Annotated in this window: 22 protein-coding genes; 9 read left to right on the top strand and 13 right to left on the bottom strand. The window is 57.6% G+C overall.

The genetic code is table 11. From position 1 onward, the window contains the following. Positions 1-99: 99 nt before the first annotated feature. Positions 100-630, top strand: coding sequence for an NADPH-dependent FMN reductase (locus tag BM316_RS13870; RefSeq protein WP_090210397.1), 531 nt, complete (start codon positions 100-102; stop codon positions 628-630). Positions 631-763: 133 nt separating this feature from the next. Then, positions 764-1,156 (top strand): hypothetical protein, encoded by a 393-nt coding sequence (locus BM316_RS13865; RefSeq protein ID WP_090209814.1) that lies wholly within the window; start codon positions 764-766, stop codon positions 1,154-1,156. A 64-nt stretch (positions 1,157-1,220) separates the two neighbouring features. On the opposite strand, the gene BM316_RS13860 is transcribed toward BM316_RS13865, so the two are convergent. The 7 genes from BM316_RS13860 to BM316_RS13830 all read right to left on the bottom strand — a co-directional run bounded on the left by BM316_RS13860 (position 1,221) and on the right by BM316_RS13830 (position 11,401). Further along, positions 1,221-4,373: an alpha-mannosidase gene (locus BM316_RS13860; protein ID WP_165606605.1), complete on the bottom strand. Its 3,153-nt coding sequence runs from the start codon at positions 4,371-4,373 to the stop codon at positions 1,221-1,223. After that, complete coding sequence (locus BM316_RS13855) at positions 4,276-6,006, bottom strand: ABC transporter ATP-binding protein (protein WP_090209810.1); 1,731 nt, start codon at positions 6,004-6,006, stop codon at positions 4,276-4,278. The genes BM316_RS13860 and BM316_RS13855 overlap by 98 nt, the downstream gene beginning before the upstream one ends. After that, complete coding sequence (locus tag BM316_RS13850; protein ID WP_090209808.1) at positions 6,003-6,935, bottom strand: ABC transporter permease; 933 nt, start codon at positions 6,933-6,935, stop codon at positions 6,003-6,005. The genes BM316_RS13855 and BM316_RS13850 overlap by 4 nt, the downstream gene beginning before the upstream one ends. A gap of 2 nt (positions 6,936-6,937) precedes the next feature. Further along, entirely contained in the window at positions 6,938-7,948 is a 1,011-nt protein-coding gene (locus tag BM316_RS13845; protein WP_090209806.1) for an ABC transporter permease, read from the bottom strand. A 174-nt stretch (positions 7,949-8,122) separates the two neighbouring features. Further along, the gene (locus BM316_RS13840; protein ID WP_090209804.1) at positions 8,123-9,850 is read right to left on the bottom strand and encodes an ABC transporter substrate-binding protein; all 1,728 of its coding nucleotides are present in this window, start codon (positions 9,848-9,850) and stop codon (positions 8,123-8,125) included. 43 nt (positions 9,851-9,893) lie between these two features. Then, positions 9,894-10,574, bottom strand: coding sequence for an MBL fold metallo-hydrolase (locus BM316_RS13835; protein WP_090209802.1), 681 nt, complete (start codon positions 10,572-10,574; stop codon positions 9,894-9,896). Beyond that, positions 10,574-11,401, bottom strand: coding sequence for a phytanoyl-CoA dioxygenase family protein (locus BM316_RS13830; protein WP_090209800.1), 828 nt, complete (start codon positions 11,399-11,401; stop codon positions 10,574-10,576). The genes BM316_RS13835 and BM316_RS13830 overlap by 1 nt, the downstream gene beginning before the upstream one ends. A gap of 132 nt (positions 11,402-11,533) precedes the next feature. Here BM316_RS13830 and BM316_RS13825 point away from each other — a divergent pair, with 132 nt between their 5' ends. Next, the gene (locus tag BM316_RS13825; protein ID WP_090209798.1) at positions 11,534-12,385 is read left to right on the top strand and encodes a helix-turn-helix transcriptional regulator; all 852 of its coding nucleotides are present in this window, start codon (positions 11,534-11,536) and stop codon (positions 12,383-12,385) included. Positions 12,386-12,398: 13 nt separating this feature from the next. Here the strand turns inward: BM316_RS13825 and BM316_RS13820 are convergent, their stop codons facing one another. The 3 genes from BM316_RS13820 to BM316_RS13810 all read right to left on the bottom strand — a co-directional run bounded on the left by BM316_RS13820 (position 12,399) and on the right by BM316_RS13810 (position 13,866). Next, entirely contained in the window at positions 12,399-12,608 is a 210-nt protein-coding gene (locus BM316_RS13820) for an orotidine 5'-phosphate decarboxylase (RefSeq protein WP_090209796.1), read from the bottom strand. Positions 12,609-12,688: 80 nt separating this feature from the next. Continuing rightward, positions 12,689-13,657: a DNA topoisomerase IB gene (locus BM316_RS13815; RefSeq protein ID WP_090209794.1), complete on the bottom strand. Its 969-nt coding sequence runs from the start codon at positions 13,655-13,657 to the stop codon at positions 12,689-12,691. After that, entirely contained in the window at positions 13,654-13,866 is a 213-nt protein-coding gene (locus BM316_RS13810; protein ID WP_090209792.1) for a hypervirulence associated TUDOR domain-containing protein, read from the bottom strand. The genes BM316_RS13815 and BM316_RS13810 overlap by 4 nt, the downstream gene beginning before the upstream one ends. Before the next feature lie 204 nt (positions 13,867-14,070). On the opposite strand from BM316_RS13810, the gene BM316_RS13805 reads away from it, so the two are divergent. After that, positions 14,071-14,424 carry a DUF7282 domain-containing protein gene (locus tag BM316_RS13805; protein ID WP_090209790.1) on the top strand — a complete coding sequence of 118 codons (354 nt, stop codon included), beginning with the start codon at positions 14,071-14,073 and terminating at the stop codon, positions 14,422-14,424. A 114-nt stretch (positions 14,425-14,538) separates the two neighbouring features. On the opposite strand, the gene BM316_RS13800 is transcribed toward BM316_RS13805, so the two are convergent. Both BM316_RS13800 and BM316_RS13795 read right to left on the bottom strand, forming a co-directional pair. Then, positions 14,539-14,706, bottom strand: coding sequence for a DUF1328 family protein (locus BM316_RS13800; RefSeq protein ID WP_311135671.1), 168 nt, complete (start codon positions 14,704-14,706; stop codon positions 14,539-14,541). A gap of 193 nt (positions 14,707-14,899) precedes the next feature. Beyond that, complete coding sequence (locus tag BM316_RS13795) at positions 14,900-15,262, bottom strand: hypothetical protein (protein ID WP_090209788.1); 363 nt, start codon at positions 15,260-15,262, stop codon at positions 14,900-14,902. Positions 15,263-15,402: 140 nt separating this feature from the next. On the opposite strand from BM316_RS13795, the gene BM316_RS13790 reads away from it, so the two are divergent. Genes BM316_RS13790 through BM316_RS13775 form a run of 5 tightly spaced genes read left to right on the top strand, consistent with a single transcriptional unit; the run spans position 15,403 to position 17,864 of the window. Continuing rightward, a complete protein-coding gene (locus BM316_RS13790; protein WP_090209786.1) occupies positions 15,403-16,077 on the top strand; it encodes a Crp/Fnr family transcriptional regulator in 675 nt (224 codons plus the stop codon). A gap of 45 nt (positions 16,078-16,122) precedes the next feature. Then, positions 16,123-16,860 carry a bifunctional 2-polyprenyl-6-hydroxyphenol methylase/3-demethylubiquinol 3-O-methyltransferase UbiG gene (gene ubiG / locus BM316_RS13785; protein ID WP_090209784.1) on the top strand — a complete coding sequence of 246 codons (738 nt, stop codon included), beginning with the start codon at positions 16,123-16,125 and terminating at the stop codon, positions 16,858-16,860. An 11-nt stretch (positions 16,861-16,871) separates the two neighbouring features. Next, positions 16,872-17,042 (top strand): hypothetical protein, encoded by a 171-nt coding sequence (locus tag BM316_RS16750; protein ID WP_165606604.1) that lies wholly within the window; start codon positions 16,872-16,874, stop codon positions 17,040-17,042. Next, positions 17,042-17,578, top strand: a complete 537-nt coding sequence (locus tag BM316_RS13780; RefSeq protein ID WP_375342245.1) for a glutathione peroxidase — start codon at positions 17,042-17,044, stop codon at positions 17,576-17,578. Before BM316_RS16750 ends, BM316_RS13780 begins: the two co-directional genes overlap by 1 nt. Positions 17,579-17,603: 25 nt before the next feature. Then, positions 17,604-17,864, top strand: coding sequence for a hypothetical protein (locus tag BM316_RS13775; protein ID WP_242649916.1), 261 nt, complete (start codon positions 17,604-17,606; stop codon positions 17,862-17,864). Here BM316_RS13775 and BM316_RS13770 read toward each other — a convergent pair. After that, positions 17,861-18,517: a L,D-transpeptidase gene (locus tag BM316_RS13770; RefSeq protein ID WP_090209782.1), complete on the bottom strand. Its 657-nt coding sequence runs from the start codon at positions 18,515-18,517 to the stop codon at positions 17,861-17,863. The genes BM316_RS13775 and BM316_RS13770 overlap by 4 nt on opposite strands. Positions 18,518-18,602 lie beyond the last annotated feature (85 nt).

Below are 18,602 nucleotides of genomic sequence, written 5' to 3'. Positions count from 1 at the left end.
CCGTCACCATGTGTCAGCAGACAGGTCTGTGCAAGCACGCAGGTTGCTCTTTCAAGAGGTAGTCCTAAGTCAGGCCGAACGGTGAAAAAAGGAAAGACGATGACGACACTCTTGGGAATATCCGGATCGCTGCGCAAAGCGTCGACCAACACCAAACTGATGCGCCATGCGGCCGAGGTCTTCGCACCTGACACGTTTATCGAGGGCGATATCAACCTGCCGCTTTACAACGGCGATGTGGAAAAGGCTGACGGAATACCGCCATCGGTGCAAAAGCTAGCAGATCAGATCGCTGCGGCTGACGCGGTGATCATCTCGACGCCAGAATACAACAAGGCCCCCTCTGGGTCGCTCAAGAACGCACTGGACTGGGTCAGTCGCACCAAAGGGTCACCATGGAAACACAAACCTTTGGCCATCATGTCTGCCGCCGCTGGCCGTGCCGGCGGGGAGCGCACGCAATTTGCCCTGCGTTTGATGATGATGCCTTTCCGGCCGGAAATCTTGCAAGGACCGGAGTTGCTTGTCGCTGATTCAGGTAACGCCTTTGATGAGAACGACAAGCTCAAGAGCGAGCCCTACGTCGATATTATGACGGAGCTCATGGAAGCGCTGAAAGCGCGGGTGTAAGCCAATGTGATAGAGCGGCAGGCCCGGGTCTGCCGTCTCTTTGTAGGCGATGTGATTTGCAGACATCGCGCTCTGGAAATCATCCGCCCCGCACACTATTTCTCCCACATCGGAACCGCAGACAGGGGGTCACATGGCACGCGGCGCAGGAGGCTCTGACGGCGGGACAACCAGCTTCATCATCGGTCTGATTATGATGATTGGTGGCGCGTATCTTTTGCTCAACAGCATTATCGTGGTCCCGAATTTCGGGTTCGGCGCGGTGGCCTTTCGCGTAGGCGGACTGCCGGTCACAAGCGGATTTATCCTGATCCCATTTGTCTTCGGGGTCGGAATGATCTTTTATAACGCTCAGAACTGGGCCGGTTGGATACTTGCCGGTGTCTCAGTCGTCGCTCTTGTTTTTGGAGTGATTGCAAATATGCAAATCCAGTTTGCAAGGATCAGCATCCTTGATTTGCTGATCATTCTTGTCTTGTTGGTTGGCGGCGCTGGTCTGTTCCTACGCTCACTCAGGGCAGGGTGAAGTAGAGGCTGGATGCAAAAATCGGATGCGCATCTTTCGAATGCAATCTTCCTCACCCCACCGACTACGCCCCTTCCCCGTTTTCAAACCTGATCCGGACGGAAGTGATCTCATAGGGTTTCAATGAGAGGCAGAGTTTATCACCTGTAGTCGCCAAATTTGCCGTGTGATCTTCGTGGAAATCGACGCACTCCGCTGACGCGATTTGCCGGTTGAATACCAGATTGGCCTGCACGGTTTCGCCCGTCGCCTCGAACATCCTGAGGATGACCCCATCTCCGTCTTCGGCGGGCTTCAGCGTTTCGATGATGACTTGCGCGGTATCAATGCTCACAAATGGCGTCGTGAGATCAGAGGCGTCGCCCGCCTCTTTCACGATGCGCAACGGCGTGTTGAGCGCGTAAGCCTCGTGGTTCAGGGTCGCGCGATCATTCCCGGTCAATGGCAGAAGGCTGTAAGTGAACACATGTTTGCCCTGATCGGCTTGCGGGTCGGGTGATGTTGCCGATTTAATCAGCGTGAGCCTGATCGTATCCTCCCGCACGTCACAGCCATATTTGCAATCATTCAGCACTGCCATCGACCGCATGTCATCACACAGCCGCGCCCATTTCTGGGCTGGCACCTCAAAGCGGGCCTGATCGAAAGACGTTTCCCGTGCGGTTGACCGCTGGACGGACCCCCACTGAATATCGAATTCGGCAGAATTGGCCCTGATCCCTGTGGGGAACGCCGCTTTGAGCAAGGTATGTTGTTCGTGCCAGTCTGCTTCCGTCTCGAAATCGATCCTGCGCGAGTCGGCGCAAAGCGAGATCGTCTGGGTGAAACGGCTGTTGCACCATCCAAAACGGACGCGCAGGCGCACGCGCAACGGATGATCCTCGATGATCTCGCATTCGCTGTCACCGCTGACCTCATCCATCCGGTCTTCGAAGAAGGGATCAATGTCCCAGGCATCCCACGCGATGGGCCGGTCCTCGAAAGCCTGCAGGACATTGCCAAGCGCGCCGTCCGGCAAGACCTCGCAGGAAAGCGCCTTGTCATAGACTGAGGTCAGGCGGCCGTGGCTGTCACACGTAACTTTGAGGTATCCATTCTCCAGAACAAACTGGCTATCGTTCTGCGTGATCGAAACAGGGAGAACAGGTTCTTGCGCTGCGCTAAGCGGTGTCACGCTGTAGGCTGGCAGACTTGCAAAGTAATGGAGCCCCCCGGCATAGTCGGCGACAACGCGCGGGCCGGTGCAGGGTGAGGTGTTCAGCACCGCGGGCGCGTTCCCCGCAAGTGCCGCGGCGGCCTGACCCGCCGCCTTCTCGACCAACGCGCCGATCTTTTCAAAGTCGCGACGCGCATCCTCAAAAACAATCGGAACGGAGGTGCCTGTGACGATATCGTGGAACTGGTTCAAACAAAGAAGCTTCCACGCCTCTGACAGGTCAGGCTGATGACCGGCCATCGCGGCGAGGGCCTCAGCCTCATGTAGCGCACGCTCGGCCAGCCGGTTGGCACGTTTGATCCAGCCTTGAGACGTCAGAACGCCCCTGTGGCCCTCCATGTAATGCTCACCTTTCCAGACAGAGAGCACATCGGCGTGTTTCTCCAGCGCTGCAAAAGTGTCCCGAACGGTCGACATCTTGAAGCGTGGCATCCCCGGCAGGTTTGCAAAGGCCCGCGCTTTGTAAAGAAGATCCGTGGTCGGGCCACCGCCACCATCGCCATAGCCATAACAGATCGGAAGCTCGGAAAGGGCCGCAGGCACCGTGGCATCTGTTGCCGTTCCCAGAACCTCGCCAGCGCTCAGGTCACTTTTGTAGTTGGTCGGGAATGGCAGATACTGCACATCGCGCGGCGTGGTCAGGATGTGCGCGAGGACGCGGCTGCCATCAAGTGCCTCCCAAAGGTGCGTTGACCATGGGACCTTGTTCTTCTGGTTCCAGTTTAGCTTGTTGGTGACAAAGTATTTCAGGCCCGCATGGCGCATGAGTTGCGGTATCTGCGCAGGAAAGCCGAAGGTGTCAGGCAACCACAAGACCGGTGTTTCGACATCGCCAAAACGATCCTTGAAGTAGGCACGCCCCAGCATGAGTTGCCTGACCAGCGCCTCAGGACCGGGAATATTGAGGTCCGGTTCGACCCACATGCCGCCCATCACCTCCCACTGCCCGGTCGCGACGCGGTCTTTGATCTTGGCAAAGATCTGCGGGAAGTCCTGCTCGACCATCGCATAGAGCTGTGGTTGGGAATGCGAGAACCTGAAATCCGGATCGTCACGCATCAGCCGTAAGACGTTGGAATAGGTGCGCGCATTCTTGAGCCTGATCTGGTCAATGGGCCAAAGATAGGCAATGTCCATATGCGCATGGCCAATGCCGTGCAGCGTGACATCCAGTGGCTTGCCCGCCGCCGCGATCTCTTTGTCGAGAACAGCTTGCGCGCTCGCAATGGTCTGTTGCAGTCCTTCCGCCAAAGGCGCACGCGTATCAAGGGCCTTGAACGCTGCATCAAGCGCACGGATCAGACCGATATGCGTGTCGGAGTCTGATGGCATTTTCGAGGCGGCATCCAGAACCGATGTGGCCTGCGCATGAAACTGCCAAAGCGGCTGGTTGATCTCCACCAGAACCGGTTCACCCATAAAGAGCTTGGTTTTCGCGTTCGGATCAGGCGGCCAACCGGCAAGACCGGTCCATCCGACCAACGAAAGCATATGGCTTTTGCCATCCGCCACCGAGGGATCAAGCGGAATTGTATGATGGTATCTGTCAGCCGACCCGATGGGCACCCGATCAACGTGGACCAGTGCCTCAGGGTGATTGAAGATATCCCCCATCACACCCAGCGGCATGTAAAGAGCCAGACAATCGCGGTCCCAGGTCTCTGGCACGCTGAAACTGGACTTCATCACAAAGTTCAGATCGGCACCGCCCCAGTAGGTGTAATGCGGGATTTCCTCCCAACCTGTCGGGTCGGCGCAGATCGGCGCATCAATCTGTGCGGCCGGCAGCGGCAGGATGCGAAACGCAGGTAACGGCAGTTTGCGGCGAAAGATATGTGGGGCGATCAGCGTCAGCCGCGACGCGATCTTTTCTGCCGTGAATGGCCAGCGCCCGCCCATTTGACTAGGCCCGCAACAAATCGAACCCGGGAACATCCCCGCGATATTCGGTTGCAGCACGTTCAGCTTGCGCTTCGAGTTGCGCCGGGTCCCAGTCGCCACGGCCATCGCCCCACGATCTTTCCAGATCAGGCCATGGGATCGAGTCGATCAAAAGTCGGGTATAGGGGTGCTGGGGTGCGCCGATCACCTCTTTCGGCGGTCCAGCTTCGACGACATGCCCCTTGAACAGCACCATCACGTAGTCGCTCACGTGATAGGCGGTCGCGAGATCATGAGTGATGTAAAGGATCGAAATCCCGTATTTGTCCTTCAGGTCATAGATGTTCGACAGGATCGTGGCGCGCAAGGATGCATCGACCATCGACACCGGTTCATCTGCAATCAGAAGCTTTGGTGACAGCATCAATGCACGGGCCACGATCAATCGCTGCCGTTGCCCCCCTGACAACTGATGCGGATAGCGCGAAAGTACCAGATCGGGGTCCAGACCCACGGCAGCGCAAGCCTCTTCCATGGCGCGCTGGGTCTGCGCCTCTGAGGTGGCAAGCCCGAACTGCTTGTAGGGGAACTTCAGCGCATGGTTGACGCGGTAGAACGGATTGAAACAGGCGTATGGGTCCTGAAAGACCGCCTGCACGTTCTTGCGAAACTCCAGCGATTGGCCCGCGTTCATGCGCTGAATGTCCTGCCCTTCGTATAGGACCTGCCCTTGGCTTGGTGGATTGAAACCAAGCATGATCGAGCCCATCGTCGATTTACCTGATCCCGACTGACCCACAATCGAAATGATCTGCGGCGTATCCCCTTGCAAGGTGAACGACAGAGGACGAAGCGCTGTGACCGATCCATAATCCTTGCGTACGTTGTCGAACCGCAAGAGTGGCTCTGAGCTGGCGCGTTTGGGGGCTTCGGCCCGCGCATCGGGGTTGAGAAAGCTTTCGCCGCCCACAAGCGGGACCGATGAAATCAGGTCCTTGGTGTAAGGGTGCTTGGGTGCCTCAAGGATTTGCTGCACAGTGCCATGCTCGACAAGCTCACCGTCTTTCAACACGGCAAGCTCATCGACGGTCTGCGCCATCAGCCCCATATCGTGCCCGATCATCATCAGGCCGGAACCTATCTTGCTCTGGATATCCTTGAGCGTCTGGATCACCTGCCGTTGCGTGACCACGTCCAGTGCCGAGGTCGGCTCATCGGCGATCATCAGTTCCGGGTTCAGGATAATCCCCATCGCGATGCAGACGCGCTGTTTCATCCCACCGGACAGTTCGTGCGGGAACAGCTTGCCGACGCGTGGAGGCAGGCCCACGCTTTCCAGCGCTTCATCCGACCGGCGCTGAAGTTCGGCGCGGTCCTTGTTGCCTTCATGTGCGATAATCGCATCCCACATCTGCGGCTCGACCCGCATCACAGGATTGAGCGAGTTCATCGCACCTTGCGGGATATAGGCGACGCGGCTCAGTCGGGTGCGCCGCATTTCCTCTTCATTCAGATGCAGGATATTTGTGCCACTGAGATCAATTGTCCCGCCGGACACGCGGCCCGGTTCCGCAAGCATCTGCATCACGGCAAGCGCCGTGGTTGTCTTGCCGGACCCGCTTTCGCCGATGAAACCCACGCGGCGGCCTTTGTGGATATCAAGGCTGAGTGATTTGACCGCCTGTACAACACCTTTCGGCGTAGGAAACTCGATCGAAAGATCCTTGAGGGTCAGAACTGGTTTATCGGTCATGACAACTTCCTCAGACGTGGGTTGGAGACTTCATCAAGTCCAAGGTTGATCAGCAACAGGCCGATAAAGATGATCCCCAGCAAGAGCGTCGGAATACCCCACCACCACCAGAGGTTCTGGATCAGGGCGCCTGCGTTGATCGCCTCGTAGATGGTGCGGCCAAGGGTCGGGATGCGCTGCGGGCCAAGGCCGAGCACTTCAAGGCCGACAGCCGTCACGATTGACGTGGTCACACTCGCGATGAACGACCCGAAGAGATAAGGCACAAGGTTCGGCAGCATCTCGCGGAACATGATGTGACTGGTGGATGCACCGGATAGCTGCGCCATCTGCACATAGCCGGACTGCTTCATCGACAGCACCTGTGCGCGGATCAGGCGCGTGGGCGATTGCCAGACAAAACCTGCGATGAGCAGGGCCATCATGGTTAGTGACACATCACCGAAGGCCGACTGAAACACGACGAGGATCAAGAGCGGCGGGATAGTGATCATCACGTCAGCGCCGACACGGATCACGTCATCGGTGCGCCCGCCCATAAAGCCAGCGGAAAAGCCGAGAAAAATCCCGATCGACATACCGATCAGCGACGCCAGTAGCCCTACGAACAATGTATTGGGCGCACCGATGATAATCAGCGACAGCATATCCCGTCCGCCGCCGTCAGTGCCCAGAGGGTGATCAAGGACACCCGGTTGACCGCGCAGGTTCTCGAACCCGATTGGCGGCAGTTTCAGCGGTGCCGAGCCCGTAAAGACCAGATCAAGGTTCCAGACGAAACGCCCGATAATCCCGATAGCGACGATGCCCAGCAGCAAGGCCGCACCCCAGATCAGCTTGGGATTGATCCACGGATTATCAAAACGTCTGATGCGGCGCGCCTGTTTCTTTTCGGCGCGGGTCATCGGCATGTTGTCTTGCGATGTCATGGTCAGGCCGCCTCATGTCTGATGCGTGGATCGATGAACGGATAAAGCAGATCGACAAGGAAGACAGACAGCGCCGTGATCAGGATAATGACGTAGCTGACGCCTTGGATCACAGGGAAATCCTGATTGAGGATCGCATCGTAGAGAAGCTTGCCCATCCCGTTATAGGCAAAGATCCGTTCCACCAGCACCTGCCCGGCGATAAGAAGCCCGATCTTGAGCGCGAAGGCCGTGATTTGCGGCAGGATCGCGTTGCGGATCATGTAGCGGTAAAGGATGTAGCGCGGGCGCAGGCCCTTGGCTTCGGCCAGCTTGACGTAGTCTTCGCCCTGCACGCCGATCATCAGACCGCGCATCCCCAACGCCCAGAAGCCGAAGGTCACAACGACAATCGACAGGGCAGGCAGGAACCCGTGATGCAGCACAGACTGGACAAAGCTCCAGGACCACCCTGGCTCGACAAAAATCGAGTACGCGCCGGTGAGGGGGAACCATTGGAGTTTCGCTGCGAAAATCCACATCAGCAGGAGGCCTGAGAGGATTGGGGGGATGGAGGTGAAGACCATGGCGGCGGGGATGGCGACCCGCACCAGCTTGGGTGAGCGGTCCCAGACCATCAGCGCGCCGAGCAGGTTACCAATCACAAAAGTGATCAGGAGCGACAGGATCATCAGACCCAGCGTCCAAGGCAGCGCATTGAGGATCAGCGTCGAGACAGGCGTCGGGAATGCAGCTGTCGAGAGACCGAAATCAAAGACCAGAGCACCGCTAATATACTTGAAGTATTGAACAATTAGCGGCTGATCGATGCCCATGTTCGCGCGCAACTGCGCCAGAATTTCCTCTGAATTCGCGACCGAACCAGCACCGGCGGCCATGCGTCCGAGAGCGATTTCCGCCGGATCGACAGGCGAGAGCCGCGGGATGATCCAGATAATCGTGGCCGCGATCAGGATGGTCAGCACAAGTGTAACCAGCCGGTTGATCAGGTAGTCGCGGGGGATGCGTCCCATGGATTTTCCTTTCGAAAAGGCGGTATGGGAAGGGTTCAGGAGGCGTACACACCCTGTACACTGGCTGTACACAGGCTGTGCACCAGCCGTACATACACCCTTGCCATACAGCCCCGGTTGTCGGGGCCGAGGGGGCCAGCGCAGACGCGCCGCGCCAGCCCCCCGGGAGAACCCTTAGTTTCCAGCCGGTTCCAGATTGTGGATGATCTGGTGGGTGTGGTTCCACCAGAAGAACGGATGGTTGTAGTAGTTGTCCGCGGTGGGCCAACCCGTCCAGTAGGTCTCGTTCATCGGCAGCAGCTTGGCGGCCTGAACAAGCGGGATGAACGGCATTTCGGCATCCAGATGCTGATAGGCCTCAGCGACCAGTCCAGGGATTTCCTCATCACCCAATGGGCGTGATGCAATATCGGCCATGATGGCGGAGTAAGCCTCTGCCGCCGGACCGTCCCAACGGGCGGTGTTGTTGAAGCCAGGTGAGCGTTCGCCGACCGGCACAACATCGGCCACGGTGTAGCGGCCCATGGATGCCCAAGGTTCGTTCACCGATCCGCATGAGAGCCAGCTATAGGACATCTCATAGGCACCGAATGGCAGCACCTCACCCCAGAACACGCCGTTCTCGACAGGCACAGCACGGGCGTCGATGCCTGCACGCTGAAGCTGCTCGACGATCACGTCGATTGTGCGGGTGTATTCGGTGGAGGCCGAGTTCACATGGATATCAACCGAAAGCGTTTCGCCGTCCTTGGTGTAGTAATCACCATCACGGGTCCAGCCTTCGCCCTCGATCAGCGCCTGACCGGCGGCCACGTCAGCGGCGGCTGGCAAGCCGTATCCAGCTTCGACCACAGCGTCGATGAATGGTGCCATCGAGCCATATTGCGCGAACATCGTGCGGCTGGCTTCGGTGGTGCCTTCATAGGCAACATTCACGATCTGGTTGCGGTCGATGATGTGGGCCACAGCCTTGCGCATGTTGGCATTGTCCCAAGGGGCAATCGTGGTGTTGATTTCCAACTGGCGCGCGCATGGGTCAGCGGCGGCATATGGGTAATCGGCATACCATGCGATCACGTTCGGGTTCTGGGCCTGAATGGCCTCGAACGTACCGATGGTGACGTTCTGGGCGGCATCCAACTGGTTGGAGGCCATCAGCTGTGCGCGGCTTTCCTCGCCACCTGACTCAAGGAAGATGACGCGCTCTGGCGCTGGCAGGTCCATGAAGCCTGTCTTGGCACCCCACCAGTCATCGTTACGATCCCAGATCGCGCGGTTCGATGCGGCTGAGGTGAATGTGTAAGGGCCGGTGCCGATGGGCGGGTTGAATGCGAAGGTCGCAGCGTTTTCACCGCTCCAGATATGCTCTGGCATGATCAGGAAAGAGCCGAAAATCCGCACACCGAAGTTTTCCACGATGAAACGCGGGTTCGGATTGGTCAGTGTGAATTTCACTGTCTGATCATCCACCTTTTCAACAGAGGCGACCTGTGCGCGGATGGTCGAGGCTTCACGGCTGGAAATCTCTTCGTTGGTCAGCGCAAGGTTGACGGTAAAGACCACATCGTCGGCATTGAAGGCCTCACCGTCGGACCATTCCACGCCTTCGCGCAGTGAAATGGTGAATTCGGTGCTGTCGTCGTTCTGCTCAAAACCGGTGGCAAGCCACGGGTCCAGTTCGCCGGTACCGTAGTTGAGGATAAAGAGCGGTTCCCACATCGTCTGGTGGGCACCATGCATCCGCTTTGTGCCAGGCGTCATCCAGTTGAAGTTCTCAGGGTCCTGGATCGTCCGGTCGAGGTCGAAAATGACGGTGTTCTCGCGAGAGACGTCTTGGGCCAGTGCCGCACCTGCCATAAGGGCAAGTGCCGATGACGCCAAAAGGGTCGTTGTAAGTTTCATATTTTCCTCCCAGTTGGTCGGGCAAACTGCCCATCAATGCGCCCTAGCGGGCATAGTCCATCACCAAAACGCGGGTGCGCTCTGGCAAGGTATCCTTTGTCACCTCGGCTTCGCAGCCGAAGGCAAAATCCACATCCTGCTTTTCGTCGAAGTAAGACAGGAAGCTTTCGATCCACAGCAGGTTCCGTGGCTTGTAGGTGAGCGTACGGAAGTGCATCGGAATGACGAGTTTCGGTTTTGTGTGGTCAATCAGCCGTTTCACTTCATCAAGGCGGGTTGTGAAAATTCCGCCGGCAAGGGTCAGCAGAATGTCAACGCCTTCAAAGAATGCAAGCTGCTTGTCGTTGAAATCATTGCCGATATCGCCCATGTGGCCGATTTCCATACCGTCGAGTGCGAAACGATACATCGCGTTGGCACCCGGTTCATGCAGCGGGTGATCCTCGATCTCCATGGCTTCGACGGCATCAACGGTGATGCCTTCGACAGTGATCGGTGCGCCTTGCCGCACCACATCAAGCGTGTTGAGCCAGATATGGCTGCCGGGCACCAGATCGTAGCGGCAATGGGCGCTGTCATCATCCGATGACGTCAGAACCACATCGGCGGGGTCGGTCATATCGCTGTAGCCAAGCTCATGCGGTGTGTAAGGATCGGTCGCAACGCGCAGCCCATTTTCGGAGGTAAGCATGAACGCAGCCTGTCCGTACCATTTGATCCGCATCAGTTGTTCCCCACCACATGAGGGCTGGAGGTCAGCGTAATGTCGTTGTTGTCAGGGCGCGGGTGCACCTTCCAGTCGCGCGCCTCGCCACGGCACAAGATCGCTTCGACACCACCGGCCCACGCCGGATCGGTGATCTGCACGCTTGGCGGGCAATACCGCAGGGTCAGCCCGCAGCGGCGGCGATCTGATCTGTTGGCCTGCGACCCGTGCACAAGCATATCGGCATGCAAGGATACCTGACCGGCGCGCAATGTGTTGGTGAAGGGGGTGCCAAGCGCCTCTGCGTTGGCGGTGCCCTTGTGAAAGACATTGGCCGCGCCATCGGTCTCGGCCACCGGCAACGCCCCTTTGTCATGGGTGCCGGGAATGAAACGCATGGCGGAGTTTTCGTCGTCGGCATCGTCGATGGCCAGCCAGACGGTGACCGTGCGGGCTGGTGACAGCGCCCAGAAGGATGCATCCTGATGCCAGGGGACGGCCTTTGGGTCATGCGGACGTTTGGACAGGATCGCACTGGCCCAGCACAGGATATCCGGACCGATCAGGTCTTCGACCAGATCAAGGATGCGCGGGTCAGCGGCGATATCGTAAAGACCTGACAGACGCGCCTGATAGCAGTTGATGCCGTAAGCGCCGTCAGGGCCGAGGGCGGCCATCAGTCCGTCAACGTAATCACGGATTTCAGCGATTTCACCGTCGGAGAAGACATCATAGGGCTGCACAAAGCCGTTTGCGTTGTATTGCGCGATCTCGGCCTCGCTGAGCCGCTTGAGACCGGCGGGGCGCACGGGCTCAAACTGAAGGTCTTGCACGACCTGTTGCATTTGTTGCTCCTCCCAAAGCTGGGAAGATCATGCTCCGAAACGGATCAGAGTCAGTGGCGCACATTGACATTTTATTGCACCATTTTGATATTTTTCTCCCATTTTGGGCAAATGCTTTGCTAATATTGGCCAATGCAGACGACGCGTTTCTATATCGACAGCTATATCGCACCCCGCGAAGCGTTCCATTTCGCGCGCAAGCATCTGGCCAAGCGCTATCCCGAGCGCGCCCATGACCATGACTATTACGAGGTTTTCCTGATCGAGCATGGCACCGCGTCGCATTGGATCAACGGGGTGGCACAGACGCTTGAGGCGGGGCAGTTGATGTTCATGCGCCCTTCTGACAGCCACGCCTTTTGCGCCAACCGCAAGACAGGATGCCAGATCATCAATGTGATGTTCCGCGAGGATACCGCCCGCCATCTGGTGACGCGTTATGGCGACACCATTGCGGGGCGCTTTTTCGATGCAAGCGGGCCTTTGCCTGAGTTGCACACGCTGGGTCCGTCACGCTTTGCGCGCGCGATCACGATTGCAGAGCAGCTTCAGACGGCGGAAAGATCACTTGCGCGGATCGAGGAATTCCTGCTGGCTTTGATCAATCGCGTTGCCCATTTGCCAATCGGGGTCAGTGCCTCCACCCCGCGCTGGTTTGCGGCGGCCTGTAGCGCGGCCTTGTCACCAGAGATTTTCCGTCTGGGCGCGCCTGGACTGGTCGCTGCGGCAGGGCGGAGCCATGAACACGTCTGCCGGACCTGCAAATCCGTGACGGGCTTTACCCCGTCAGAGTATATCAACCGGATCAGGATCGAGCACGCAGCGCAGTTGTTGCGCAGCACCGAAACGCCAGTTGATGAAATCATCGAAGGCTGCGGGTTTGAAAACGTCAGCTACTTCTACCGTCTGTTCCGAAAGCAGATCGGCATGACGCCGCGCGAGTACCGCGTCGAGAACGACCGCGATCCTTTCGAGATGTTGTAAGGCGGGGTGCGGGTCAGATGACCGAATAGATACCGCCGGGGCTGTCGGACATACGCTTGGCTTGCGCGACCATGCGGTCTTTCACAATCTTGCGGGACATGGTCATCGGACCAGAGACCGTGCAGGGGTAGCGGTAGGTTGCGGCCCCTTTCGCGACATCGACGCGACCTTCAAATGCGCTTTCGGCAGGGTTGTACCAAAGGTTCTTAATCTTCGCGGTCATTTCAGAAAACTCCGTCTGGAATACTCAATCTTCAACGCCAGAATGTTTCGTTTGGTTCCGCATGGCGCGCGGTCTGCGCCTTACCCGCGGGCTTCCAGAAAGCCCAAAAGCAGTTGCTCTGTGACCTTGAGGCCCGACAACTCGATCGGATCGATGTGCGGTGCGTCCTTGCCCCTCAGGTCAAGCACATCGGGGTGAATGTAGCTTTCCTTTGCAATGGTCGGCGTGTTGCAAAGAACATCTGCGGCGGCGGTGGCCATTGCGGCGATCGTCGCCCCGCCCTGCCTTGCGACATCAAAAGCGGCACAGGTGCCGGCCCATGTGCGAAAAGTCTTTGCAGTGACATCTGTAAGGTCTGTCGCGTCGGCCAAATACCGGTTCAACGCCTCTGACGAGAGCCGCTGCGGTGCACCGGTGGTGTCCGTCCATGCGAAAAGTTCAACGCCAGGCAGGTCGCCGATTTCCTCTAGGGTTTCGGCCAGCTTTGCATCGGTCACCTGATGGGTGATCTGTTGGCCGCCCTTTCCGGGGAAGTCGAGAAGGATCTGGTTGTCCTCAAGCTGGACGTGCCGTGGCCTCAGCGTCAATGCGCCGAATGTGCCGTTTTCGTCAGCATAGGATGGTGTCCCCACCCGCACGGCGGTCCGGTCGATCAGGCGAACGGCGGCTGCGAGCGCAAAGGCGCGTTCGCCCACGTCTTCGTTCAGATCACGCACAACGCGGCGACGCAGGCGCGGTAGGGCGCGTCCAAAATCAATCAGGCTTTCGTATTTGGCCTGTGCCTGTGCGGCCTGCCAATCAGGATGGTAAAGGTATTGCTTGCGCCCTTTGTCATCGCGGCCAGTCGCCAACAGATGCGCATGCGGGTGCGGTGAATACCACACATCAGCGTAGGCAGGGGGCACCGCCAATCCGGCAAGGCGCGCTCTGAGCGCCTGATCGCGGATGATCGTCCCGTCTTTTGCGAGATAGGTAAACCCGCGCCCACACCGGCGGCGGCTGTAACCCGGCTTGCTGTCAGGATAATATATCAGCCCGTCCAGCGTCACGCAGAGCGCACTTCTGATGCCAATTTCAGAACTTTGGTCCCATCATCCTGCTCAATTTCAAGGGCGGGGTCGTCATCGCTTCCGTTGCGTGTGACCTCACTGCCGTCAATCGTGCGGGTGATGCTTTCCTTGTGGCGCTCCTGGATTTTGCCCTGCGCCGTGCCATTGCCCCAGTCCCATTCTACGATCTCGCCAGTTTGGTATGCCATTGTGGTTCTCCTGTGAATTTGTCTGCAGCCAACGCGCGCGCGCGAGCCTTTGTTCCCCACAAAACGGGCTGCGACAGGACACCACAGGCAATTCAGCGCTTTCTCGAAATTTTTTCGGAACGCAGATAGGGCGAGCCCGTTGTGTCACCGGAAGCGGGGGGCGAACGGCTACCCTGCAATGAACGAAAAGACAGGAGCTAAACAATGTTTAACTTCATGAAAACAACCGCACTGGTCGCAGCACTGGGCACAGGTACAACAGCAGCAGCCGACGCATGGTTCGGTTCGCAGTCGCAGGTACAAGATGACAGCAGCATCGTGCTGGACCTGATCCGTACTGACGAAGCTGGTATCGTGGCCGTATATGACTTCACCGGTGGTGAATTTGGCGAGATGCTGGGCATGGCAGAGCTGACAGCCGGCGCAAATGACGACGTCATCGTGCCGCTTGAGCTGAACAATGCACAGACAGTCGCAGCCGTGATCTACAAGGGTGACCTGACAGATCCGACAATGGCAGCGAACTGGATTGAACTGGACCTGTCCGACGACAGCTAAACCAACCAGTTGAACCGAGAAAGGGTGGCATTACGCCACCCTTTTTTGCGTGTCGCGAGCGACGCCAGACCTCGGAAGTTTGGTGTTGGGCCGGACCGCCCTACGTCCAAAGTATCAGCGCTTGCTTTGCAAAGTGACAATCAAGGTAAGCAAAGCGATCGAAAGGAAGACGAAGCACAAGATTTGCGCAATGTCGGCGGAGGCGGACGTGCCGACAAAACCGCCGAAACCGAAAATCCCCGCAATCAGCGAAAGGGACAAGAACACAAGTGTGTACGCCATTATCAATTGCCTGTTTGTTTGGTGGACACTGCTTCAGTCGTTGGAACTTGCTGGTGAACGCGGGTTCGGACCAAGTGTTCCAACGAAAAAAAGTAAAAGTTTAGGTGATGCATGGTGGTCTTGATCGTCAACAAGCGGAGGAACCGTTGATTCAATCTGTCTGGGATATCTTAGCTTCGTTCGTTCGGTCTGTTCACTCCGCAGCCGAACTTTCAGGATCGCTGTCATCACCTGTAATCGCATCGAGCATCATCTCGGACGAGAAAGGGAAGTCGATGAAGTGGACATCCCTCGGCAGCGCCACTGGTTCGCCGGTTACGATGATCCTGCAATTGTGCTGTGAGGCTTTTTCAAGCAAGGCAACAAGTGTTGCGTCTTTGGTGATCAAGCTTCCTCTGACGATGAACACGGAGTCCTCAAACGCGAAGGTTTCCAGACGCACAAAGTCCGCCCCTGACGTTCCTGAGGTGATGCGTGCATCGACGAAGGCTTCGGTGAGAAGGCTTTCCAGATCCATCAGCACAACCGGATCGGATTCGATAATCGTGAAGTTCAAAGCGTTCCCAGCCTTTTCTGTCTGGGATCAGACTACAGGCACTCTGACACACAATCATTAATCTATGACATAGGAGGTAGAGAATTTTGGCGACGAAATGCGAAAACTGCCCGTTACGGAAGAAAGACCTTTTCGTGCCTATGACACGGGAAGATGCAGCTGTGATGCAAAAATTCAAAATGGGTGAACTGGTGGTTGATCCCGGCACGCCCATCTTGATGGAGGGCTCTAACAGCCCGCAACTTTACACCGCCCTGCGCGGGATGGGCCTGCGTTACAAGCATCTTGAGAACGGCCGACGCCAAGTCGTGAATATGATTTTGCCCGGGGACTTTATCGGTCTGCAGGCAAGCGTCATGGGCGAAATGGGACATTCCGTGGAAGCGACCACGCATATGACGCTGTGCGTTTTCGACCGCTCCGCCCTTTGGGGGTTCTACCGCGACAGTCCGTCACGGGCTTATGCCATGACATGGCTTGCGGCGACTGAAGAACATTTTCTAGGGGATGCCCTGATGACGTTGGGGCAGCGCAGCGCCTCTGAAGCGGTGGCTTGGGCCTTGGCCAAGATCTATCTGCGCGGAGACCATATCGGACTGGTGAAGAATGGCCAAATGCCACTGCCCTACCGTCAGCAAGATCTGGCCGATGCACTGGGCCTGTCACTGGTGCACACCAACAAGGTTCTTGCCACGATCCGCAAAAGCCAGCTGGCCAGTTGGTCAGATGGTATTCTGAGCGTGAATGATCTCGATGGGCTCTGCGAGCTGGCGATGCTGGATTCAAAGACTGTCAGACAAAGGCCACTGATCTAGCGCGGACTTGAAATCCCCTCGCGGCTTCTAGGTCCTTTTCCAGACATGATTTTTGACCGAGGCACCAACGTGCAACGCAACGACCTGACAATCTACGATAATGTGGCCGCGCAGTGGTGGTCCGATGATATCCGGTGGGTCAGGACGCTCAAGAACATGGTGCCGGCCCGTCTGTCGTGGTTCGATCAGGCGATCGACTGGAACGGCAAAGAGGTTCTGGACCTTGGCTGCGCTGGCGGCTTCATGGCTGAGGCCTTGCATGATCGCGGGGCGCAGGTGACCGGCATCGACCCCGCAAAGGACGCAATTGCAGCGGCGCGCGCACATGCGCAGGAAACGGGCCGCGATATTTCCTACACCGTCGGTGTCGGAGAAAAGCTGCCTTACGAGGACGCGAGTTTTGACGCTGTTGTGTGCGTTGATGTGCTGGAACATGTCAGCGACCTGAACGCCACATTGGCCGAAATCGCACGTGTCCTGCGCCCTGGTGGCACGCTGTTTTACGACACGATCAACCGCAATCCGCTTGCCTCTTTGGTGACAGTGACGATTGCGGAAGATACGCTGAAGATCCTGCCGAAAGGCACACATGATCCCAAGATGTTCATCAAGCCGTCCGAATTGCAGGCGGCCCTGACCGATGTGGGGCTGGCCCCGACAAAGCCGGTTGGTCTTGGCCCACGCGGTCTGACCCGAAAGGGCGATTTCCGGTTTGGCCGCGTGCCGGGGACGTTCATCATCTACATGGGTATGGCGCACAAGCCCGATCCGGCGGCACCATAGAAAGGAGCACCATGCAAAAGACTGCTGAAAACAAATTCGATCGCCTGTGCGCGCATTTGCAGACGCCAGCGGCATCGCCGGAGTATGTCGAGACCTCTGACACCCGTGGTGCGCTTGATCTGTCGAAAGACCGCTCAGGACACCGCCGCTTTCACGCCCACTACGAGGATTTGCTGAATTGATCGACCGGCGTCTCTTTCTTCAGGTTTCCGGACTGTCGCTTGTGGCGCCCCGCGCGTTTGCAGCCGCCGAGCTTGATCTTGAGACGCCTTTTGCCTCGATTGATGGTGGTGACATCCGGCTTTCGGATTGGGCGGGGCGCCCGATCATGGTTGTGAATACGGCGTCACTCTGCGCCTTCACCGACCAATATGCCGGGCTACAAGCGCTTTATGACCGCTACCGCGATCAAGGCCTTATTGTCCTTGCTGTCCCGTCAGATGACTTCAACCAAGAGCTTGGCAGCAACGATGAGGTGAAGGATTTCTGCGAGGTCGTCTTTGGCCTTGATCTGCCCATGACCGAAATCACACCCGTAAGAGGGCGCAAGGCGCATCCCTTCTACCGCTCATTGGCGCAATCGGCGGGCTTCACGCCGAGGTGGAATTTTAACAAGGTTTTGCTGGATGGAACCGGTGATCTCGTTGAGACGTTTGACTCGCGCATTGACCCAATGTCACCGCAGGTCTTGCGCCAAATCGAGGCACTCTTGCGGTAATCTTTACTGGAAAAGGAAGCGTTGCATGAAGAAAATGCGCATTCACCCTACAGCCTTCGTTGCGACTGCCATGTTGATGAGCGCATGTGCAGCAGTCCCCGTTGCAGAGACCGAAGGCCCTGTGCCGGACGTTGTTTTGTCGATGGCGGGACCCGGACAGGATTTGTCGACCGTGATCCTGCGGGAAGAGGACAACTGCTATTGGTATGAGCACACAAGCCCGGTCGAGACGACCATCTTGCCACTACGTGATGCAAGTGGTCGTCCCATCTGCGCGTCGGTCTAGCTGGTCGCAGTGCGCAGTGTATTGGCGTCGTGCAGATGTGCACGCACGCCACGATCCACCATCGGGTAAAGCGCGTTGATATGCGCCATGATCATGCGCACACAGCCGGAGCTGGCGCGCCCACCGATTGAGCGTGGCTCGTTTGTGCCGTGGATGCGCAGATATGTATCGCGCGGTCCGTCGTAGAGGTAGAGGGCGCGTGATCCCAACGGATTGTCCGGCCCGCCGGGCATACCGTCTTCGTATTGGGCGTAAACCTCTGGTTCGCGTGCGATCATCGCAGCCGTCGGTGTCCAGCCCGGCCAACGCGCCTTGCGCTTGATCGTGTAGACACCGGGCTCATAGAGGTTGCCCTTTGCAATGGCGACGCCAAAGCGCATGGCCAGACCGTCTTCACGGATGTGGTAAAGATAACGCGCAACAGGATCGACGTGGATGTCGCCTGGCGTCAGACCTGCGTTTGCTTCGACAAGACGTGGCAGGAACCGCGGGTGAATTCCCCAAGGATTGCTGCTGTAAAGATCAAAATTGACGGGTGTGATCTGGGCATCCCATGCGTTCCACTGGCCGCTGCTTGCAAATGCAGTTTGCGGCAGGACCGCTGCCCCGAACAGAGCTGCGGATGTTTTGATAAAGTGACGACGAGCCAACATGACAATTCTCCTTTCGTGATGGTCCGCGTGGCCTTCTGACGTGTGCGGACACGACACTCATTTGCGGGATAAACGCGTGAATTCG

It is taken from the genome of Yoonia litorea, assembly GCF_900114675.1.
In the GTDB taxonomy this organism is placed as follows: domain Bacteria; phylum Pseudomonadota; class Alphaproteobacteria; order Rhodobacterales; family Rhodobacteraceae; genus Yoonia; species Yoonia litorea.
The sequence above is the reverse complement of the archived record's forward strand: the minus strand, read 5'-3'. Positions and strand labels throughout refer to the sequence as shown.